This window comes from Companilactobacillus huachuanensis (genome assembly GCF_005404815.1).
GTDB classification, from domain to species: domain Bacteria; phylum Bacillota; class Bacilli; order Lactobacillales; family Lactobacillaceae; genus Companilactobacillus; species Companilactobacillus huachuanensis.
Genome location: NZ_BJDF01000015.1, coordinates 39,509 through 58,493, shown reverse-complemented (window position 1 = coordinate 58,493; position 18,985 = coordinate 39,509). Strand labels below are relative to the sequence as shown.

Sequence of the window (18,985 nt, the reverse complement as noted above, 5' to 3'; positions counted from 1 at the left end):
CCTTAATATTTTGATGAGATCAGGCCTAACAAATTATTAAATGAGTAGGCCTGTTTTTGTTTTTTAACTCCTAATGCACCATAAATTGGCGAATTCTTATCGGTAACTTGTGAATTCCACATTAATTTCATCGTATAACGGTACATCTTTTCATCATGATTCTTGGCAAAAATCATAGCAGCCAACGCATAACTACCAGATGACTGATTTTTATTTGTAACTGCACCATTAATCGAATACTCGTTATAAAGTTTGTGTGTCTTAACTTGTTGAGCCAACCAATTTAAAGTCACCTTTTTAACTTTACCAACCTCTGACAAATGTAAAACCGTTTCAAGCGCCTCAGAGGTGTTTAAGTTGTTGTCACTATATGCCCCAGAATGCCATGAATAACTGGATGCGTAAAGAGGGAAGGCGTCACCAAGATAACCTCGCTGTACCATTTTAACTTGGTTATTATAATATTTCCGTTGCTGTTTAGTATCAGATTCAAAATATTTCAAAGTCAATAAATCATAATAAGCAAGCGAACTATCAGTACTGGCCTTCTTTGCCTTTATGTCATAAAAATCAGAAATTCTTCCCTTTACCATGACATTGCTTTTCAGCATCGTAAATCGTTTTGCCGCCTCATAACGATATTTACTATTACCTGTAGCCTCATAGTACATTTGTAACGCTCGAATAATTCTTAAATCATCTAACGTTGCGTTTACATCTGCTTTTTTATTATTGCTAGGATCATATCGATAGCTAAACTGGCTACCTTGATCAAAAGTTTTCTTCGTGATCCTGTAAAATTCACGAAATTGTTTATACTTATGTTCATAAATTAAATATTCTAACCAAAAGCCAGACGATTCAGATAACATTTCATGCCCAACCGCATTATTTTGATTCGTACTTTTGATATTTAAATAGTTAGTATAAATCCCCTTATTAGTGACCATTTTGTCATCAACAAATTTGAATAATAATTTTTGTTGGCTATTATAATTTCCGTACTTATTTGACACAATAAAATCGCTGTTCTTGTTTTCCGGTAATACTACTTTCACTTCTTTGTGACAACCAGAAACAAATAATAAAAGAGAAAAAATCAACATTAACCATAATTTCTTTTTCATTTTTTGAACCCCTCAATAATAGATGTTCATTCATTTATAAATTATATTATACTCTCACCAACAATTGTCCGATTTATCTAAATCAAATGCAACAACTTCTCAATATTACCTTGTGCTAGTTCCTCTTTTTAATAGGCTTACTAAAAAAACATCTCTTAGAAAAAATAATTTTTGTTATAATTAATGTATAGGAGGCGGTAACATGGCTTTGAATATCAACTTGATGAATGGTCGCAGTATTCACATCACTGAAGAAACATATATTATTGCTTGGAAGTATCAATCATCAATGATGGCAAGTAATGCTGACCATTATTACCTAGATTGTATTTTTAAGGGTGGTTTTGAAGACGGCAAGATTACTGAAGAAGACGAAGAGAACAAATTGGAAGGTCTGATCAGTGCTGCTGATTGGTTGACAATTGGTAAAGATAATAAAAACTCTTTGAAAACTACCGCTATTTTAAGTATTACCAGAGATTAATTTCAAAATAAAAAGGCCTCAGTCAATTGACTGGGGCCTTTATGCTCTCTGGGGGGAAAGCAGTAATCAGAATTTTGATTACGCCAAATCTTAACATGAAAAAAACACAAATTCCAGAGAAAAGCCCGGATACAAATATTTAGTTATTCATAGATTGACTGGCTTTTGAAGCAGCTTCCAAAGTATCACAAAAATCTTCCAAACCTTCTTCTGATCCATTACTGCAAGCAGCCTCAAAATACTTAACTTTATGATCCAATTTTTCTAGATATCTTTGTGACTGCTCGATTTGTTTCATTACCTCATCACGTTGACGTTTAAACATTGCCAATCGCGCCTCTAGGGTATTATTTCCTTCCATTGACATATTGATGAATTCTTTGATTTCCTTTAGTGACATCCCTGTCTCTTTCAAACAGGAAATTAAATCAACAAAATCCATATCGTCTTCTGTAAACTCTCGACGACCTCCATTTCCACGATGTACAAATGGCATCAAGCCCTCTTTATCATAATAACGTAACGTGTAACTGGAAAGACCGGTTTTCTCAGCAACTTCTCCAATTGAATAAGCCATATTGGTCCCCCTCTTTTCTTTAAAAATATTAGTACTAGTATACCTTTACTAACAGTATTTTTGTACTTTTTTAAAATAACTAAATATTGAAAGTTTAGGTAAGTATGCCGTTTCCAGAGCTGAGAGTATTCAATTGCTGCGCGGAACGGCCCGAGCCTGGGAAACGGTCTCGAACCTCGGTTGAAGCCTCGCAAAACCCGCGAGTCTTCAACACGCCCGGTGGTGTAATTGCTGAAGCAATAACGCCACGTTAGCTGCAAATGAATACTCTCATCTCTTCCAACTAGTTTATTTTTTCATGGCAGGAACAAATAAAATGAAAACCTTTGTTCATTTAAATAAATTTGTTCTATGCCTGTAACAACAATAGTTATATTAGTTTTTCACCTTTCAACCTTTACTCTGTGCATAAAGATTTATTAAATTAAATAAAATTTTAAAAATAAATTATTAACGTTTATTCGAGTATTAGTAGTAATTCAAAAATCTAAATATATAAATTTCTCAAGGATTTGACAATCTCAAAGCCAACTATTAACAATTACCACATATAAATTCAAAACTACTTTCTCCATCCAACAATATCCTTTGCTTCAAAATCATAGTTCAATTTTTCGGAATAGGCTGCCTCAAATGCGGCCTTTTTTTGTTGATAATCTTGTGCCATCATTTTTCTACTGCTGTCTCTTACATTGCCACTCTTTGGGTAAATAGGCTTCAGCACGTGCACAATATAATTAGTTTTATCAAATTCGTTATTATCTTTTTTTCCAGTATTAACTATTTCCACAAAACAAGATATTATTGGCACATTAAATTTAGCCGCATAGTAGTATGCTCCACGTTTTACTGGTCTGGGCTTTCGATAATTGAACCACATCTCTTGCTCCGGATAAATCAAAATCCACTCTTTTCGCTTCAAAATTTTTTGAATCATTTTTGGAAACGTATGACCCATATAATTTAAATTTCCACTAATTGGAACGGTATCATAATAGTTCATCAGAAATCCTATAATACCTTTCATACTCAGGTTAGTGTCCTCACTTACGATAAAGAGCCGCTTATGACCCGATTTCTTGGTCATTGTTCGAATTGCAGTATTTTCAAGCGGATTAAAGTGATTGCTAGTAATAATTGCCCCAGTATCTATCCCCCTCAAATTTTCGATTCCAATAATTTCGGTATGGCGATTTATTATCAAAGTCATGAAATTAGAAATACCTCTTGATAACAGGTTATTTATCCGATAATAAGGACTATCTAAATCCTTTAAATATTTTCGGATTATCCGCTCACTCTCATCTCTCGAAAAAATAGGATCTTCAATTTCGACCTTACGATTAAAATCTCTATCGATAATTGCTTGTTTAATATTTTCCCGAACAGCTACCTTTGAGTTTCCAATAATCATTGAATCATATCCTGACTGGCTTCAATCCTTGATTTCGTTTCACCCTTGGCAACAACCTCTAAAGCCTTATTTAATAAGAAATGTAGGTTATTTAAATCATTTTCTCGATCCTCTTTGGAATAATCTGCCAACTCTGACTGCAACAATTCATAGTAAGTGCTTTTTTGAGCATATTTCCAAAAATATGACCGATTTTGAACATCACGATAATGCCAGGGTTTATAAAACAAGCAATAATGAACAATGTGAGGATTTATATCATTTACTTTTTGAGTTGTTGGAGTGGTATTCCAGGTCCGACCTAAAATCAATACCTTTCCCAATGTCATCAAATTCAAATAGTCTTGATCAGCAGCCAGAACATCCAGTTGGTATGTATTCAAAAAATTTAAGAATCTATCAGCAAACTTGACTTCACGAAATCTTTCCAAATCCATCAATAAAACTCCGGAATTAAAATACTGTCTAATTGGAATCCCCAAAGCCTTCTCCACATATTCAACACTCTCAGTATTATCTGCCGCAAAGGTATCTGGAGCAGCAGCTAACAGGTTCCCAGCTAAATCAAGTTCATAAAATTCGGCAATATCACAATTAACAACGGTATCGGCATCAAGATAAATTCCCTTATTTAATTTTGGAAACATTTCAGCAATAAATAATCTAAAATAAATTGTATAAGTAAAGTAGTCACCACGTAATTTAGTATGTTCGTTGCCCATTAATTGTGACAAATTATCGTCCATTGAAACTAATGAAACTTTGACATTAGATTGACTCATTTTGGCCAACTTTGCACGATTATCTACAGTCAAATTCTGATATAACACGATTATCGAATATTCATTTTCTTCAGAAGCATGTTCACTGATTGATTCAATTGACACTGAAAGATATGGAACATATGCGTCGTTAATTGAATAAAAAATTGGTATTTCTCTCTTCTTATTTAGCATTATTATAAGCTCCTCATAAGTTGATTTTTATTTTCTTATATTTTGTTAATATCTGGTCATATTCATGTAATCCTAAAGTCTGATGCATTTGTTCAACCTGCCATGGTTTGACTGTCAAGGTGTGAATCCAAGGAAAGAATCTAATGTTAGTTGTAAAGTGTTGAAAAATTGTGTCAACTTTCAATTTTCCTTGTTCATTAAATTTTGCAGGACACTTTATCTTACTTACCACTAGCTTATTAATTGATGATTGATCTGGCATAAACATTTTTTTTGAGTGGCATCTTTTACGACATTTTTTAAAAAGACCAGTTTCTCTAATTAGTTTTAGATTTAATAGCAAAATCCCAGAATTCAAATAATCAAAACGAATTAAGCTGCGGTGAAAGAACCACTTGCCATATTGGTCTAAAACGCCTGCTAATTCATAATTACTCAAATCTTGATCATAGAAATCCCGAAAATTTTTTCGACAAATAACATCGGTATCTAAATACAAAATTTTATCTGGTAATGCTGAAACTTCGTCGGCATACAGTCGCAACATACAACAAGGTGTAAAAATAGTCTTCAAATTAGCTTCAGGTACATTACTTTCAAATAAAATGGTAATGTCAATTTTGATAATGGAATTATTAACATTCTTCTCTTTCATAATTTTTTCTAAATAGGCAATCGCTTGGTTTGGGATTGGTTGATAAACTTTTTCAGGCGTTTTTATTCGAGCCGTCAGAACATACACATGCAATTCACTATTTGAATTTTTCAATAATGAAAGAATTGATATTAATAATCCATCTTTAATATTGGCATCCCCACAATATAAAATATTCAATTTTACTGCCTCTTTTTATAACATATATATTCATAAGTATTGTTTTTGGCTCTATTTATCATGCAATCTCTGATCTCACGCTCTAACTCAGTTTGATTCTCTTTCTTAGATCCGACTCTAGGAACATGAAACGGTCCATCAATAAAAATTGTTTTTCTTGGCCTTTTAAAATACTTACTTTTTTGATAAGTTGTCGTGACACAAAACGAATCTAAATTATTCTCAACCGGAAAATGAAATGATGCCTTTGAAAACGGTCTAATTTTCGTAGCATACGGCCAAACATGAGCTTCTGGATAAATCATCAATAGACCGCCCTTTTGTAATCGAGAATCAATTTCATTTTTAAATTTTCCAAACTGATGAACATCTTTAGGAATCGGCAGTCCACCACCAAATTTAATCAGTCTACCAATAACTGGTATTTCTAAATTGGCTGGATTCACGATGATACTTAATTTTTGACTATCAAAAATGTAATTTGGCAGCAATACATCTCCATTAATTTGAGTATGGTTGCCATAAATCACATAGCCTTTCGTCTGATTCTGTAGATTCTCACAGCCAATAAAGTTAATTTTTTGGTAATTGACATATACTTTTGCCATGAAACCTAGGAGAGCATTAATAAATTGGGATAAACCTTTCTCACCATTTCCATCAAAAGTCCATCTGTATTGTTTGGAAATAATTGGCTGAGAAATATTAGTGCCAACAAAATCATCTGAAAATGTTTCATAGTAATAGGTCTTAACAAACTCATTTTTTTGATTCATTTGTTTTCCTTTCATTTTCTTTAGTGAGCGTTCAATCACTTCTGGCTTAAAAATATAAAGAAGATCATTAGACCTTCTCTATTTTTTAATCAACTGAATCAGCAAATGTATTTGGGACAAGGTTTTAGTCCGAATATCTTGACTGATTTCTCTACGATTTTTAATGATTAATTCTTCATAAATTGATCTTTGCAAAATTGAAACAATCATATCCGTTAAACTATCAATTTCGTCATCACTAGCAATTTTGGTAAATTCTTGAATTGATTTAACATTTTTAGTTAAACCAGCTTTCAACCTATCCAAAATCTGTGCGATCCATTTAGATTGATTATTTGATAAAATTGCTCTTTCCCGAATGGTAATCATAAAGGACCGATATCCTTCTTCATCAGAGAATAGATTGCAAACGCCTTGATAAATTTTAATAATTAATTTTTCAAAGTCATCTAAATCAATGGCTGTTGCTTGAATTTTACGAACATACTGTTCACGATAGACCATGCCTTTTTGGACAATTAAATCTAAAATTTGCTTTTTTCCATCAGGAAAATAGTAGTAGAGTGAACCATCAGAAATTCCAACGGCCCGATTGATTTCTCTCGTTGTAGTGGCTTCAAAGCCCTTTTTAACAAATAAATCTTGCGCAACTTCTAAAATTTTTTCTTTTTGAATGTCGCTTTTTTTCATATATACCTCTAAGCTCCCATTATTGTTTGGAAAATAAGATAAACATTCAAGATGATCAAGACAATTGTTGCAAACCAAGCACTGTATTTAACCCAATTCTTATTCTTAAAATCTCCCATCAGTTTCTTATCACTCGTGAAAATAACTAATGGAATGATGGCAAATGGCAAAGCCACGCTCAAGAATACTTGTGAGAAAGTTAAAAGATTTTCAATTTTGGCCTCATTATCATGATAGTAAAACGCGAAAATTAAAACTGGTGTTACTGATAAAAGTCTTGTTAACAAACGTTGTGCCCATAAAGGCATCTTTAATCTGATGAAACCTTCCATAATAATTTGTCCGGAAAGTGTTCCTGTAATAGTTGAACTTTGACCTGATGACAACAACGCTACAGCGAACAACATACTCAAAATTGGACTGGCAATTGCACCAACGACTTGCTTGTTACTCAAAGCGTTGAACAAATCAACGAAACGTCCTAAATCACTGTTAGTACCATAAAACAATGCTGCACCTAAGATTAATAGCAAACTATTAACGATAAAAGCTAAGAACAACTGAATATTTGAATCAATTGTTGAGAACTTGATTGCCTTAGCGACGTCCTTCTTATTACTACGATCAATTCTTCTAGTCTGTGAAATTGATGAACCCAAGTACAAATCATGGGGCATAACAGTCGCACCGACGATACCTAATGATAGGTACAGCATTGATTTATTAGTAATAATACTGCTTGCTGGCATGTATCCTTCGATAATTCCAGAAATACTTGGCTTTGCTAAAAATACTTCATATAAAAATACTAATAAAATAACTGTAACTAGAGTTGCTACGATTGCTTCGATTTTTCTAAAGCCTAATTTCATTAGCAATAGCAGGATCAAAACATCAGCGGCTGTTATCAAAATACCCACGATCAATGGGATATTGAATAACAGTTTAATGGCAATACCAGAACCGATAATTTCAGCGATATCAGTTGCCATAATTGCCAATTCAGCAATTATCCACAGGATGAATCCGCCGGTCTTAGAAGTCCTCTCACGCGTTAATTGAGCCAAATCCTTACCCGTTACGATTCCAAGTTTTGCTGACATTGATTGTAATAACATCGCAATCAAACTGGAGATAAGTACCACTGATAAAAGTGTGTACTTAAATTGTGCTCCACCAGCGATTGATGTGATCCAATTACCAGGATCCATATACCCAACCGCTATTAAAACACCGGGACCAGTAAAGGTCATTAATGTTTTCCAGAATCCAGCATTCTCTGGCACTTCGATACTGCCATTGATTTCATCTAGACTCTTGTTATCAGCTGTACTTGAGCTGACAAACTTCTTGTTTGTTACTGTTTCACTACCATCCCTCATAGTAGTACCTCTTTTCTATTGGTTTAGAAATTCGGTGATATATTATCATTTAAACTTATGACGTTATCTCCGTATTTTTTAGATAAATTGAACAGACGATTAAATTATGAAGCTATTTAAACTAGCTTATTTAAAATAATTTGAGCGTGCGCTCAATTAACCATTGATACTATATCATGATTTACAGAAAAAAGCAGGTATTTTTTTAAGATTTTACAAATATTTTTGCAAAAAAAAGACTTATTCCAAAGTATATCGGAATAAGTCTTTTTATTATTTTTATAAAAATATCAAAGTATTAATACTGTGACATATAGGTATCACGTTCCCATTGGGATACAGTTTGTTGATATTTAGCCCATTCAGCATTCTTAGCAGCGAAGAAACTATTAGTTAGTCCCTTGCCAAGTGATTGTTGAACATATTCATCTTTACGTAGTGCTTTCAAGGAGTTGTGTAAAGTTGAAGGAAGATCAATGATGCCTTCTTCGCGACGTTTGTCTTCTGACATTTCGTAGATATTGTCTTTTACTTCTGGCATCAAATCATAGTTGCTTTGAATACCATCAAGACCAGCATCAAGGATACATGCAATTGCCAAGTATGGGTTAGTTGTTGGATCGACACTTCTCATTTCGATACGTTTTGACTTACCCTTAGCAGCAGGTACACGTACAAGTGGTGAGCGGTTCTTACTTGACCAAGCAATGTAAGTTGGAGCTTCATAGCCTGGTACTAAACGTTTATATGAGTTGACTGTTGGATTATTAACAGCTGTTAAAGCACGAGCATGTTTCAAAATACCACTCAAGAATTTCTTAGCTGTATCTGACAACATATCATTTTCATCATCAAAGATATTGTCATCGCCATTAAACAATGACATGTTGATATGCATACCTGAACCATTGATACCTTGCATAGGCTTTGGCATAAATGTGGCATACAAACCATGTTCCTTAGCAATAGTCTTAACAACTAATTTGAAAGTTTCGATACTGTCTGCAGCTGACAAAGCATCTTCATACTTGAAATCGATTTCTTGTTGTCCGGGTGCAACTTCATGGTGACTAGCTTCAACTTCAAAGCCCATCTTCTCAAGTCCAAGGACGATATCTTTACGAACATTAACACCTAAATCAACTGGTGAAAAGTCGAAGTAACTACCATCATCATTGAGATGAAGTGTTGGATTGCCATGTTCATCTGTATTGAATAAGAAGAATTCTGGTTCTGGTCCAATGTTAAAGTTTGTATAGCCCATATCACGCATTTTTTTAACGATTCTCTTCAAGTTAACACGAGGATCACCTTCAAATGGTGTGCCATCTGTTCGATAAATATCACAGATCAAACGAGCAACTTTACCATGTTCTTCACCCCATGGGAATATCAACCAAGTTGATAGGTCAGGATGCAGTAACATGTCACTTTCTTCAATTCGAGTAAATCCATCAATTGATGAACCATCGAAAGTAATCTTGTTTGCTAGAACCTTGTCTAGTTGAGAAACAGGTACTTCAACGTTCTTGATGATACCGTTGATATCTGTAAACATTAAACAAATAAATTCAACGTTTTCATCATTAACCATTTTTGTAATATCTTCTGCAGTATAATGTTGCACTTTTAACCACTCCTATTGGATATACCGATTTTTTAAAGGTCACTAATAAACGTTATTAATATACCGTTCTATTAATAATATGATGATAATACCAATTACAAATCATAGTGTCAAATATTTTCATTATTCTTTTCAATAAATTTCAATATTTAATACTGTAATTATTATATAACTTGTGGTGCTAATTAAATATCCCGTCTACAGAGCAGGGAAATATTCACTAGCTGTGCGGAACAGTCTGAGACAAAGTGCGGTCTCAAACCTCGGTTTGGAGCCTTGACATAGTTCGTCAAGGCTCCAAACGCGCCCGGTGTTGTAATGGCTAAAGCCATAACAACACTTCCACGGCACACAAATATTCCCCAGCTCTTCCGACTAAATAATCGTTATTAATTGAATGTAAAAATAGTCAATTGCTTCTATATCAAGCCTATTTTAAATTCTAAAATATAATTGATGCGAATATTTGTAACAAATGGACTCTAAGTCTATAACACAATGGTCACATAATTTTTTCACCTTTTAACTTTCGGTTATTTAGCCTGTAGTCCTTTTTTATACGCCTAAAAGTAATTCTTTTTTGAAACTAATTCAACAAACTTACAATGAATGATTAAACGATAACGTTCATTTGTATATGAAAATTTTATCATAATTATTGCAATTAAACGCATAAATAATTTGACTTATGGAGCTTTTCCCGTTAAGTTATAGATACGAACGAAATGAATTATAAAAATAATAATTGTTCGTTATTAATGGAGTGGATGATAAAATGCAAGTATTTGATTATGAAGATATTCAACTAATACCGAATAAATGTGTCGTAGATAGTCGGTCAGAATGTAACACTGAAATCAAATTTGGTCCCAAAACATTTAAAATTCCGGTTGTCCCTGCCAATATGCAGACAATCATTGATGAAAAATTGGCTGAAAAGTTAGCTGAAAATGATTATTTTTACGTTATGCACCGTTTCGAACCTGAGACACGTGTTGATTTCATTAAAGATATGAATCAAAAAGGTTTGTTTACTTCCATCAGTGTTGGTATCAAAAAGGATGAATTCAAATTCATTGATACCTTGGTAGCTGAACACTTAAAACCTGATTACATTACAATTGATGTAGCTCACGGTCACAGTGATCGTGTCATTGAAATGATTAAATATATTAAAACTAATTTGCCTGAATCATTTCTAATTGCTGGTAACGTCGGCACCCCAGAGGGCGTACGCGAACTTGAAAATGCTGGAGCTGATGCAACTAAAGTTGGAATCGGCCCTGGTAAGGTTTGTATCACTAAATTAAAAACTGGCTTTGGTACGGGTGGCTGGCAACTGGCCGCTGTAAGACTCTGTGCTAAAGCAGCTAGTAAACCCATTATTGCTGATGGTGGGGTTAGAAATGACGGCGATATTGCTAAATCAATTCGCTTTGGAGCTGATATGGTCATGATTGGTTCCCTACTCGCTGGTCACAAAGAATCACCCGGTAAAATCATTGAAAAAGATGGTCAAAAATTCAAAGCATATTTCGGTTCAGCTTCTCAATTCCAAAAGGGTGAGTATAAGAACGTTGAAGGAAAACGGATGTTGGTTCCTTATAAAGGCGAAATCATGGATACCTTAGCTGAAATGCAACAAGATTTACAATCTTCAATCTCTTACGCTGGCGGTAAAGATCTTAATTCCCTACGTAAAGTTGATTACGTAATTGTTAAGAATTCTATTTACAATGGTGATGTATATTAGTAATTCCATCTGTAACCGGCATATTTTTTAAATTAGATTTTATTATTATTAAATTAAAAAACTTAGTATATGAGTTTGAGTTAAAGCATATTTAAAAACAAAAGAAAAAGAAGCTGACGACTGGGTGTTCGTCAGCTTCTTTTTTTATGAATGGGATAGTTCATGTTCAATTTGATATAATCGGTTGTCCATCAAACAACTTTAGATGTATCAAATTTATCATTACTGTAACACATTACTGGATAATTAAAAAGTGTGAAAACTTTTAAGGTAAAAAAGATTTTTTCTAATTTTTCCAGACTATACATCTAGTAATTAGCATTATTTACAAGCAATTTTAAAATCTAGTCAGACAATTTGTCCATTAAATATATCGGTGATGTCAATTAATTATTCATCTGACGAGCGGTAAAATGATGAATCCCTTTATTCCGTTCCTCAAAGCCTTCAGTTTTGCTGACAATAAATCTTGGACGGTTGTTTACTTGATCTAAAACGCGACCTAAGTAACTTCCTAAAATTCCAATTGACAACATCAATAATCCTAAAGTGAACAATAGAATCGTCACACCCACGCCGGCTAAACTATAACTGCTACTTGCAATCATGTACCCAAGGGATAAAACGCCACTAACTAATGGCACGATTGAAAAGATATTGACGAACTGCAATGGTTTCATTGAGAACGATGTGATTCCATCCAAGGCCAATTTAATCATTTTTGAAAGAGGATACTTTGTTTCACCAGCAAGCCGTTCTTGACGATGATATTGGACGCTCGTTTGCCTAAACCCAATCCAGGTAACTTGTCCACGAACAAATGGATCTTGTTCATGCAATTTCAACAACTGATGAACCGCCTTTCGATCCATTAGTCGAAAATCACCAGTATCAAGTGGCATGTCAATTGTCGCTAACTTTTGGAATGTTCGATAAAACATTTTCGCAGTGAATTTTTTGAAAATTGTTTCACCATCACGTTGCATTCTCTTACCATAAACAATCTCATAACCTTCATTCCACTTCTTAATCATTTGTGGAATGACTTCTGGAGGGTCTTGTAAGTCAGCATCCATAACTACGACCGCATCTCCTTTGGTATATTGCAACCCAGCAGTAATTGCCAGTTGATGACCGAAATTACGGGAGAATTCGACTAATTTGATATTATCGTGTAAATTAAGAGCATTTTTGATAATTGAAACCGATTTATCTTGCGATCCATCATCAACGAAAACTAATTCATAATGTTCCTCTTGTTGTTCAATATAATTTAATAACGTGTCAATTGTCGCTTGAATCCCAGCCTCTTCATTAAAAACTGGTAGGACAATTGAAATTAATTGGTCTTTCATAAGCGAACGTTCCTTTCATTGATTGCTTAATTTGGAAAGCAGTTGCAGCTTTCGGGTGAATTATTTTTACTTGAAGTTTCCAAACTAATTATCTTAAATCAACTAGTCGGAAGAACAAAAAGTATTCATCAAAATTATTTATAGATATTGGATAAATCGTAAAGCGTTCCGGATTGACCGGGGCCACCCATGCCAGCACCCATTGAAGCTGTACCAGATTTAGTTGCTTTCTTCATTTGTTGTTTCATTTTCTTTAATTGTGCCTTAGTCAACTTCTTCTTACTTGTAGAAGCATTAGTACCAGTTGGTGCTTTGGTACCGCTTGGTGCTGTTCCTGAAGGAGCTTGACCACTTTGTGAACCACTTGGCTTAGCAGGTGGCGTTGAACTAGAACTTGATGAACCAGGTGCTGTTCCACTTGGTGCTTTTCCAGCAGTACTTGTAGAACCTGATTTTGAAGCTACTGTAACTGAACTCGAATTATTCGTTTGAGTGCTACTGCTATTAGATAACTTAACTTTCTTAGCATATTTCTTGATCCATGAAACAATTTTGCTATTATTACCACCAGTTTTACCACCTGAGTAGTAATACTTAACCTTGCCCTCTTTAACGAGCTTCTTAAATTGTTTCAAGGTAATTGCATTATCAGTACCATTAAATCCACCCATTGCCATGACAGCTTTGCCAGTGGAAATAATATATGGTGCAGCAGTACTTGAATCATCAGTAGCAAACAAGTATTCAGCATTGCCTTGATGTTTTTCAAGATATTTAAGCATGGTCGAATCTACTGAAGAATCTCCCATACCACCGCCACCACCTGCAGATGATAATAGTGAAGGACCTGCACTTGGAATACCATTACTTGATCCAGCTAAAGTTGGTGTTAATGACCACCAAGTTGGAGCTAGCATGACGATAATCAGAGCGGCAATTGGCCAAATACGTTTGTTCTTTAAGCGAATGGCTATCCAAGGTAATACGAACAATGGAATTGAGATAATGATTCCCGCAATCAACAATACCCAAGCTAATGTTGGATAATAATCTGTCAAATACCAAGCTTGTAAAATACTTGTCGACAGAATCGATATTGGCAAAAGCATTGACCAAATTGACTTTTCACGCCACTGTTTGATCATTGTATACACACCAACTCCGGCTAAAACGGCCATCGCTGGGGCTAACATAATTGTGTAATATGGATGGAAGAAACTAGCAACAGAGAAGAATCCCGCTACTGGCACCATCCAACCGAGCCATAGCCAAAGGTCTTTTCTTTGGTTATTGAGTGAATACCATTTTTTCTTAGGATCTTGATAGTAAATGTAACTAGAAATTACACCAAAGACGGCTAATAACATCAGCCAACTAATTTGAGGTCCCAATTCTTTTTGAAACAGTCTGAATGGTCCAGCTGTACCAATATTGAAAGCACCACCACCGGCACCACCTGTACCAGTACCGCCACCAGTTGCTTTAGTACCACCGGGTGCCCCACCTGTTGAACCAGTTGGTTTAGCTGGTGGATTTCCATTAGCAGATTTTTTGGTTGATCCCGTTGGAGGTGTGGGAGCATTAGTTGAACTAGTTTTCTTAGTTGAACTACCAGTTGGAGGCGTCATTGATTTACTACTCTTCTTAGAAGAATTGCTTCCCATCCCTGGGAATGCGCCACCGGTACCAGTTGTTTGTCCAAGTAAACGTTCAGTTCCGTTATAACCAAAAGCTAATTCCAAGGCAGAATTAGTTTCAGAACCTCCTTCATATGGACGACTATTTGAATTAGTCATATCAACTGACAACGGCCAAATTAATGTGAAAACAGCTAAAAAGACTGTTGCAATTGATAAGTGAATCAATTTCTTTTTCCAGTTAACTTTCGCAGCTAACCAATAATAAAGATATAGTGCTGGTAAAATCATAAAGGCTTGTAGCATTTTGATATTGAATGAGATTCCCATTAACGCGAAACCTATCCAGAGATATCTTTGCTTTTCATTTAAAGCTGCTTTTTGAACAAACCAGACAGACAATAGTAGAAAGAATACCAATGTTGCATCCATATTGTTAGTTCTTGAATCGGCAACCACGATGGGTGTCAATGTCATAATTAAAGCAGCAATTCGGGCAGGAATTCTACCAAAGCGTTTGGAAACAAGATTATAGATCAAATATACCGAACCAATTCCAAAGAGAATTGATGGTAAAACAACACTCCAACCATGCACACCAAAGATTTTGGCACTGATAGTCATAAACCAAAGTGCTACCGGTGGTTTATCAACCGTAATGAATCCGGCTGGATCAAAACTGGCATACCAAAAGTTCTTAAAACTCTTAGTCATACTAACTATGGCTGCCGTATAGAAATTATTGGCCTCGCCCGCCTCCCAAATATTCCATGCATATAAGAATGCCGCTAGTATCAGGATAGCTATTAACCAATAATCATACTTAATATTTCTTAATTTATTGAAAAACCCAGGTTTTTCATTTTTTTGAACACGACTCGGTTCTTTTGATTCCATCATTTATCTTCTCCTATCTCTAAAAGGCTATATTCACAAAAAAACAAATGATTGAATAAATTAAAATCGAAAATAAGATCGGTTTTAAATGTAAGCTATTTTTCATCTGTTAAAGTTCCTTTCTTAACAACAGTGACAAGATTAGACAAACTAACTTAAATTTAGCTTAAATCAAAATTTATGTTTTATAATTGTGATTAGATTATAGGTAATATGCCGTTTCCAGAGCTGAGAAATATTCACTGGCTGTGCGGACCGGCCCGAGCCAAAGTACGGTCTCGAACCTCGGTTTGAAGCCTTACCACAAACCGGTAAGTCTCCAAACACGCCCGGTGGTGTAAGAGCTAAAGCTCTAACACCACTTTCACTGCCCATAAATATTTCTCAGCTCTTCCAACTGGTTTTATTAGTAAGAGATCATTAAATCAAATTGAAACAATAATTACATTTTCGATTTGAATACGACTTCAGCAATGCAATCGTCAATGATGATTTACTCAATATATTCGAGCTAATCAAAAAGTTTGAACCATTAACAAATTAGTCGGAAGAGATGAGAGTATTTACCTGCTGTGAGAGTGGCGTTACGGCTTTAGCCGTTACACCACCGGGCGAGTTTGGATACTTGCGATTTGTGCAAGGATTCAAACCGAGGTTCGAGACCGCTTCTCAGGCTCGGGCCGGTCCGCATAGCAGGTAAATACTCTCATCTCTGGAGACGGAAAACTTAACTATCACACCTAAAGGAGTACTCCATGTCAAATAATATTAGAATCCTAGTAGTTGAGGATGATGAAAATTTAGCTAATAACATTGCTTCCTTCCTATCTGATTTTTCTGAAGTCGATATTGAAAATGACGGTTTAAGTGGTAAATTTGCGGCCACTGAGGATGTTTATGACTTAATAATTTTGGATATCATGTTGCCAGAAATGAATGGTTATGATGTCTTAAAAAATATTCGGAATGATAAAATCAATACACCGGTACTAATTCTGACTGCTAAGGCAGAAATTGACGATAAGATTCACGGTTTTAATCTTGGTGCTGACGATTACTTGACTAAGCCATTCCATCGTGAGGAGTTGCAAGCTCGTGTTAAAGCGCTCTTAAAACGAAGTGGCATTTTAGCTGATGATTCGATATTAAAAATTAAAAATCTTGAGGTTAATCTGAATAATCATGAGATTGATGCTGCTGGCGAACAGATTGCTCTTAATGGTAAAGAATATGATTTATTAGTTTATTTATTGCAAAATAAAAACACTATTTTAACGAAGGACCAGATTTTTGAAAGAATCTGGGGCTTTGATTCAGATACTTCAATCACTGTCGTTGAGGTTTATATGAGTAACTTGCGCAAAAAGTTACGTCCTTCGAAAAATGATAATTTAATCAAAACGATTAGAAATGTTGGGTATATCTTCCAAGATGACACAGAAAACTAGACAAAATAAAATAACCCGTCGCCAGCAATTTAAACTATTTCTTTCAATCATGGCTTCATTTGCCATTCTCTTTTTAACTCTGGGAATAATCATCTTCAACCTCTTCCAGTCATCAACTTATCGCAGCATTGATACGGATATTCGTAATCAAGTCGTCTCAATAAAAAAACAACCTAGCATGGCAAAAAAAGTCGGTCCGGCTCCAAATAATGCGATTGATCAAAATAAAAAGCCAGATCCGAAAGCTCCTTTTCAAGCTTCGATTCTGGTTTTTGATAAGAATGGTAAATTACTAAATAAAACTAGTCTTGGTAATCGATATTCCGTCCTAAAAAACATTAAATTACGTAAGAGAAATGTCAATGTTAAACAAACTTTGGTTGTTAATAATATGAACTTTCGTTCCATGCTAATTAAGGTTTCGAATAAAAATAATAACCCGATGTACGCGGGTCACTATATCTTAATCATGCAAAACATTGATACCCAAATTCAGGCAATTAAAAACTTTGAAGAAATCCTAATTATTACATTCTTCATCTTTTGGATCATTGCATTAGTTATTTCATACTTCTTGGCTCGAATCAATATGTTGCCAATAGTCAAATCTTGGAAACAACAAACTGAATTCGTCAACGATGCTGCACATGAATTGCGTACGCCTTTAACGATTATTCAAGGGAAACTCGAATACATGCTAACAAAGCCTAATAAAACGATTCTCGATGAAGCTGAGGCAATTTCAGTATCACTTGATGAGGTCAATCGTCTCAATTCATTGACTAACAATTTATTAGTTTTGGCCCGTTCCGATTCAGCAACGACAAAATATAATTTTGAAATGACTACACCAGAGTTTTTCTTAAAGGATCCAATCGAACCCTTCAAAGATATTATTAATTCTCAATCAAAAGTCTTCCAAATCAATCTTCATCACCATCCAACACTTCTTTTAGACCGTGATAAGATCAAGCAATTGTTGATTATTCTTTTGGATAATGCAACCAAATATACACCTAAAAATGGCACTATTAAAATTTATGACCAAGTTGAAGGCACCAAATATCAACTCGTTATTTCCGACACCGGTATTGGTATCAGCGACAATGATAAGGAAAAAATCTTCGGACGTTTTTATCGGGTCGACAAATCACGGAATACCAATAGTGGTGGTCACGGTTTAGGCCTAGCCATTGCTAAACAAATTGTCGACATTCACCACGGACACATTTTCGTTCGTGATAACTTACCTCAGGGCAGTGAATTCGTCATTGAATTACCGATCAAACATATCTAAACGATGGAGTATTAATTAATGGACAAAGAAAAGATAAAAACTTATTGGTTTAACTTTTTAGAAGATAAAAATCCACTGGACTATCCTTTAGGCGACATCACACTTTTCGGTGGCGATGATCCTGATGAGCTAGCTCAATTGGTTTATAACGGTACTAAAACTGCAACAACCTCTTCATATGCTCTATACGAACCAACTGAATACATGCCTGTAGTTGGTGACTACAATATTATTCTAGATGGTCAGGAGAATCCACTTTGCATCACTAAGACATTAGTAACCGAAGTAGTTCCATTTAATCAAGTCAGCGCTGAACATGCTTATCATGAGGGCGAAGGTTCGCGGACGTTGGATTATTGGCGTGAAGTTCATGAGAGTTTCTTTAAAAATGAATATCAAGAATTTGGCCAACCATTCACTTTTGATATTCCCTGCTTATGCGAAGTTTTTGAACGAGTTTACTAATTTATGGGCTAAAGATTGAAGGTTTAGGTAAGTATGCCGTTTCCAGAAATGAGAGTATTTTTTTAATGGCCGGAACAATAAGATTGGTATCTTCCCATTTGATCTTACTGAAAAATTCTATGACTTCGACCAAATCAATGAAACCGAAGCTGACTCAGTCAGTGGTAAAACTATCAAACCTATTTTAATTATCGATAAGGATTACAAACCAGAAGCCTAATTGTATATAGTGTTTAAGAGCTCAATCAATCGATTGGGCTCTTTT

16 protein-coding genes and 1 pseudogene are annotated in these 18,985 nt (G+C 34.8%); 6 read left to right on the top strand and 11 right to left on the bottom strand.

The features are described 5' to 3' along the window. Positions 1–2: 2 nt before the first annotated feature. Complete coding sequence (locus FFM71_RS09375; RefSeq protein WP_137611911.1) at positions 3–1,127, bottom strand: hypothetical protein; 1,125 nt, start codon at positions 1,125–1,127, stop codon at positions 3–5. 202 nt (positions 1,128–1,329) lie between these two features. Here FFM71_RS09375 and FFM71_RS09370 point away from each other — a divergent pair, with 202 nt between their 5' ends. Further along, a complete protein-coding gene (locus FFM71_RS09370; protein ID WP_137611910.1) occupies positions 1,330–1,611 on the top strand; it encodes a hypothetical protein in 282 nt (93 codons plus the stop codon). 139 nt (positions 1,612–1,750) lie between these two features. Here FFM71_RS09370 and FFM71_RS09365 read toward each other — a convergent pair whose 3' ends face one another. The 8 genes from FFM71_RS09365 to glnA form a co-directional block, all read right to left on the bottom strand. Further along, the gene (locus tag FFM71_RS09365; RefSeq protein ID WP_137611909.1) at positions 1,751–2,188 is read right to left on the bottom strand and encodes a MerR family transcriptional regulator; all 438 of its coding nucleotides are present in this window, start codon (positions 2,186–2,188) and stop codon (positions 1,751–1,753) included. A gap of 562 nt (positions 2,189–2,750) precedes the next feature. Beyond that, a complete protein-coding gene (locus FFM71_RS09360) occupies positions 2,751–3,602 on the bottom strand; it encodes a lysophospholipid acyltransferase family protein (protein WP_137611908.1) in 852 nt (283 codons plus the stop codon). Further along, complete coding sequence (locus tag FFM71_RS09355; RefSeq protein WP_137611907.1) at positions 3,599–4,558, bottom strand: glycosyltransferase family 8 protein; 960 nt, start codon at positions 4,556–4,558, stop codon at positions 3,599–3,601. The genes FFM71_RS09360 and FFM71_RS09355 overlap by 4 nt, the downstream gene beginning before the upstream one ends. A gap of 13 nt (positions 4,559–4,571) precedes the next feature. Further along, entirely contained in the window at positions 4,572–5,393 is an 822-nt protein-coding gene (locus FFM71_RS09350) for a glycosyltransferase (RefSeq protein ID WP_137611906.1), read from the bottom strand. Between the two features lie 2 nt (positions 5,394–5,395). Next, entirely contained in the window at positions 5,396–6,169 is a 774-nt protein-coding gene (locus FFM71_RS09345) for a 1-acyl-sn-glycerol-3-phosphate acyltransferase (protein WP_223876516.1), read from the bottom strand. 78 nt (positions 6,170–6,247) lie between these two features. After that, on the bottom strand, positions 6,248–6,859 hold the full coding sequence (locus FFM71_RS09340) for a TetR/AcrR family transcriptional regulator (protein ID WP_137611904.1): 612 nt from the start codon (positions 6,857–6,859) through the stop codon (positions 6,248–6,250). Between the two features lie 8 nt (positions 6,860–6,867). Next, positions 6,868–8,241 (bottom strand): Nramp family divalent metal transporter, encoded by a 1,374-nt coding sequence (locus FFM71_RS09335; protein WP_137611903.1) that lies wholly within the window; start codon positions 8,239–8,241, stop codon positions 6,868–6,870. A gap of 298 nt (positions 8,242–8,539) precedes the next feature. Further along, positions 8,540–9,868 (bottom strand): type I glutamate--ammonia ligase, encoded by a 1,329-nt coding sequence (gene glnA / locus FFM71_RS09330; RefSeq protein WP_137611902.1) that lies wholly within the window; start codon positions 9,866–9,868, stop codon positions 8,540–8,542. Between the two features lie 775 nt (positions 9,869–10,643). Between glnA and guaC the strand changes: the two genes are divergently transcribed. Beyond that, positions 10,644–11,621: a GMP reductase gene (gene guaC / locus FFM71_RS09325; RefSeq protein WP_137611901.1), complete on the top strand. Its 978-nt coding sequence runs from the start codon at positions 10,644–10,646 to the stop codon at positions 11,619–11,621. A gap of 386 nt (positions 11,622–12,007) precedes the next feature. Here guaC and FFM71_RS09320 read toward each other — a convergent pair whose 3' ends face one another. Together FFM71_RS09320 and FFM71_RS09315 are read right to left on the bottom strand one after the other, a co-directional pair. Next, entirely contained in the window at positions 12,008–12,976 is a 969-nt protein-coding gene (locus tag FFM71_RS09320; RefSeq protein ID WP_137611900.1) for a glycosyltransferase family 2 protein, read from the bottom strand. Between the two features lie 134 nt (positions 12,977–13,110). Further along, positions 13,111–15,510, bottom strand: a complete 2,400-nt coding sequence (locus FFM71_RS09315; RefSeq protein WP_137611933.1) for a glycosyltransferase family 39 protein — start codon at positions 15,508–15,510, stop codon at positions 13,111–13,113. Positions 15,511–16,265: 755 nt separating this feature from the next. On the opposite strand from FFM71_RS09315, the gene FFM71_RS09310 reads away from it, so the two are divergent. The 4 genes and pseudogenes from FFM71_RS09310 to FFM71_RS09295 all read left to right on the top strand — a co-directional run. After that, positions 16,266–16,958: a response regulator transcription factor gene (locus tag FFM71_RS09310; RefSeq protein WP_041501423.1), complete on the top strand. Its 693-nt coding sequence runs from the start codon at positions 16,266–16,268 to the stop codon at positions 16,956–16,958. After that, a complete protein-coding gene (locus FFM71_RS09305; RefSeq protein ID WP_223876515.1) occupies positions 16,942–18,255 on the top strand; it encodes a sensor histidine kinase in 1,314 nt (437 codons plus the stop codon). Before FFM71_RS09310 ends, FFM71_RS09305 begins: the two co-directional genes overlap by 17 nt. A gap of 18 nt (positions 18,256–18,273) precedes the next feature. Further along, positions 18,274–18,720, top strand: a complete 447-nt coding sequence (locus tag FFM71_RS09300; protein ID WP_137611898.1) for an ASCH domain-containing protein — start codon at positions 18,274–18,276, stop codon at positions 18,718–18,720. Positions 18,721–18,799: 79 nt separating this feature from the next. Next, a pseudogene (locus FFM71_RS09295) lies at positions 18,800–18,940 on the top strand (NAD(P)-dependent alcohol dehydrogenase); the annotation flags it as partial. Positions 18,941–18,985 lie beyond the last annotated feature (45 nt).

What these genes read in the sequence shown, in the direction of transcription:
- FFM71_RS09375 (WP_137611911.1), bottom strand. Translation starts at nt 1,127, where the DNA reads ATGAAAAAGAAATTATGGTTAATGTTGATTTTTTCTCTTTTATTATTT.
- FFM71_RS09370 (WP_137611910.1), top strand. Translation starts at nt 1,330, where the DNA reads ATGGCTTTGAATATCAACTTGATGAATGGTCGCAGTATTCACATCACT.
- FFM71_RS09365 (WP_137611909.1), bottom strand. Translation starts at nt 2,188, where the DNA reads ATGGCTTATTCAATTGGAGAAGTTGCTGAGAAAACCGGTCTTTCCAGT.
- FFM71_RS09360 (WP_137611908.1), bottom strand. Translation starts at nt 3,602, where the DNA reads ATGATTATTGGAAACTCAAAGGTAGCTGTTCGGGAAAATATTAAACAA.
- FFM71_RS09355 (WP_137611907.1), bottom strand. Translation starts at nt 4,558, where the DNA reads ATGCTAAATAAGAAGAGAGAAATACCAATTTTTTATTCAATTAACGAC.
- FFM71_RS09345 (WP_223876516.1), bottom strand. Translation starts at nt 6,169, where the DNA reads ATGAATCAAAAAAATGAGTTTGTTAAGACCTATTACTATGAAACATTT.
- FFM71_RS09340 (WP_137611904.1), bottom strand. Translation starts at nt 6,859, where the DNA reads ATGAAAAAAAGCGACATTCAAAAAGAAAAAATTTTAGAAGTTGCGCAA.
- FFM71_RS09335 (WP_137611903.1), bottom strand. Translation starts at nt 8,241, where the DNA reads ATGAGGGATGGTAGTGAAACAGTAACAAACAAGAAGTTTGTCAGCTCA.
- guaC (WP_137611901.1), top strand. Translation starts at nt 10,644, where the DNA reads ATGCAAGTATTTGATTATGAAGATATTCAACTAATACCGAATAAATGT.
- FFM71_RS09320 (WP_137611900.1), bottom strand. Translation starts at nt 12,976, where the DNA reads ATGAAAGACCAATTAATTTCAATTGTCCTACCAGTTTTTAATGAAGAG.
- FFM71_RS09315 (WP_137611933.1), bottom strand. Translation starts at nt 15,510, where the DNA reads ATGGAATCAAAAGAACCGAGTCGTGTTCAAAAAAATGAAAAACCTGGG.
- FFM71_RS09310 (WP_041501423.1), top strand. Translation starts at nt 16,266, where the DNA reads ATGTCAAATAATATTAGAATCCTAGTAGTTGAGGATGATGAAAATTTA.
- FFM71_RS09305 (WP_223876515.1), top strand. Translation starts at nt 16,942, where the DNA reads ATGACACAGAAAACTAGACAAAATAAAATAACCCGTCGCCAGCAATTT.
- FFM71_RS09300 (WP_137611898.1), top strand. Translation starts at nt 18,274, where the DNA reads ATGGACAAAGAAAAGATAAAAACTTATTGGTTTAACTTTTTAGAAGAT.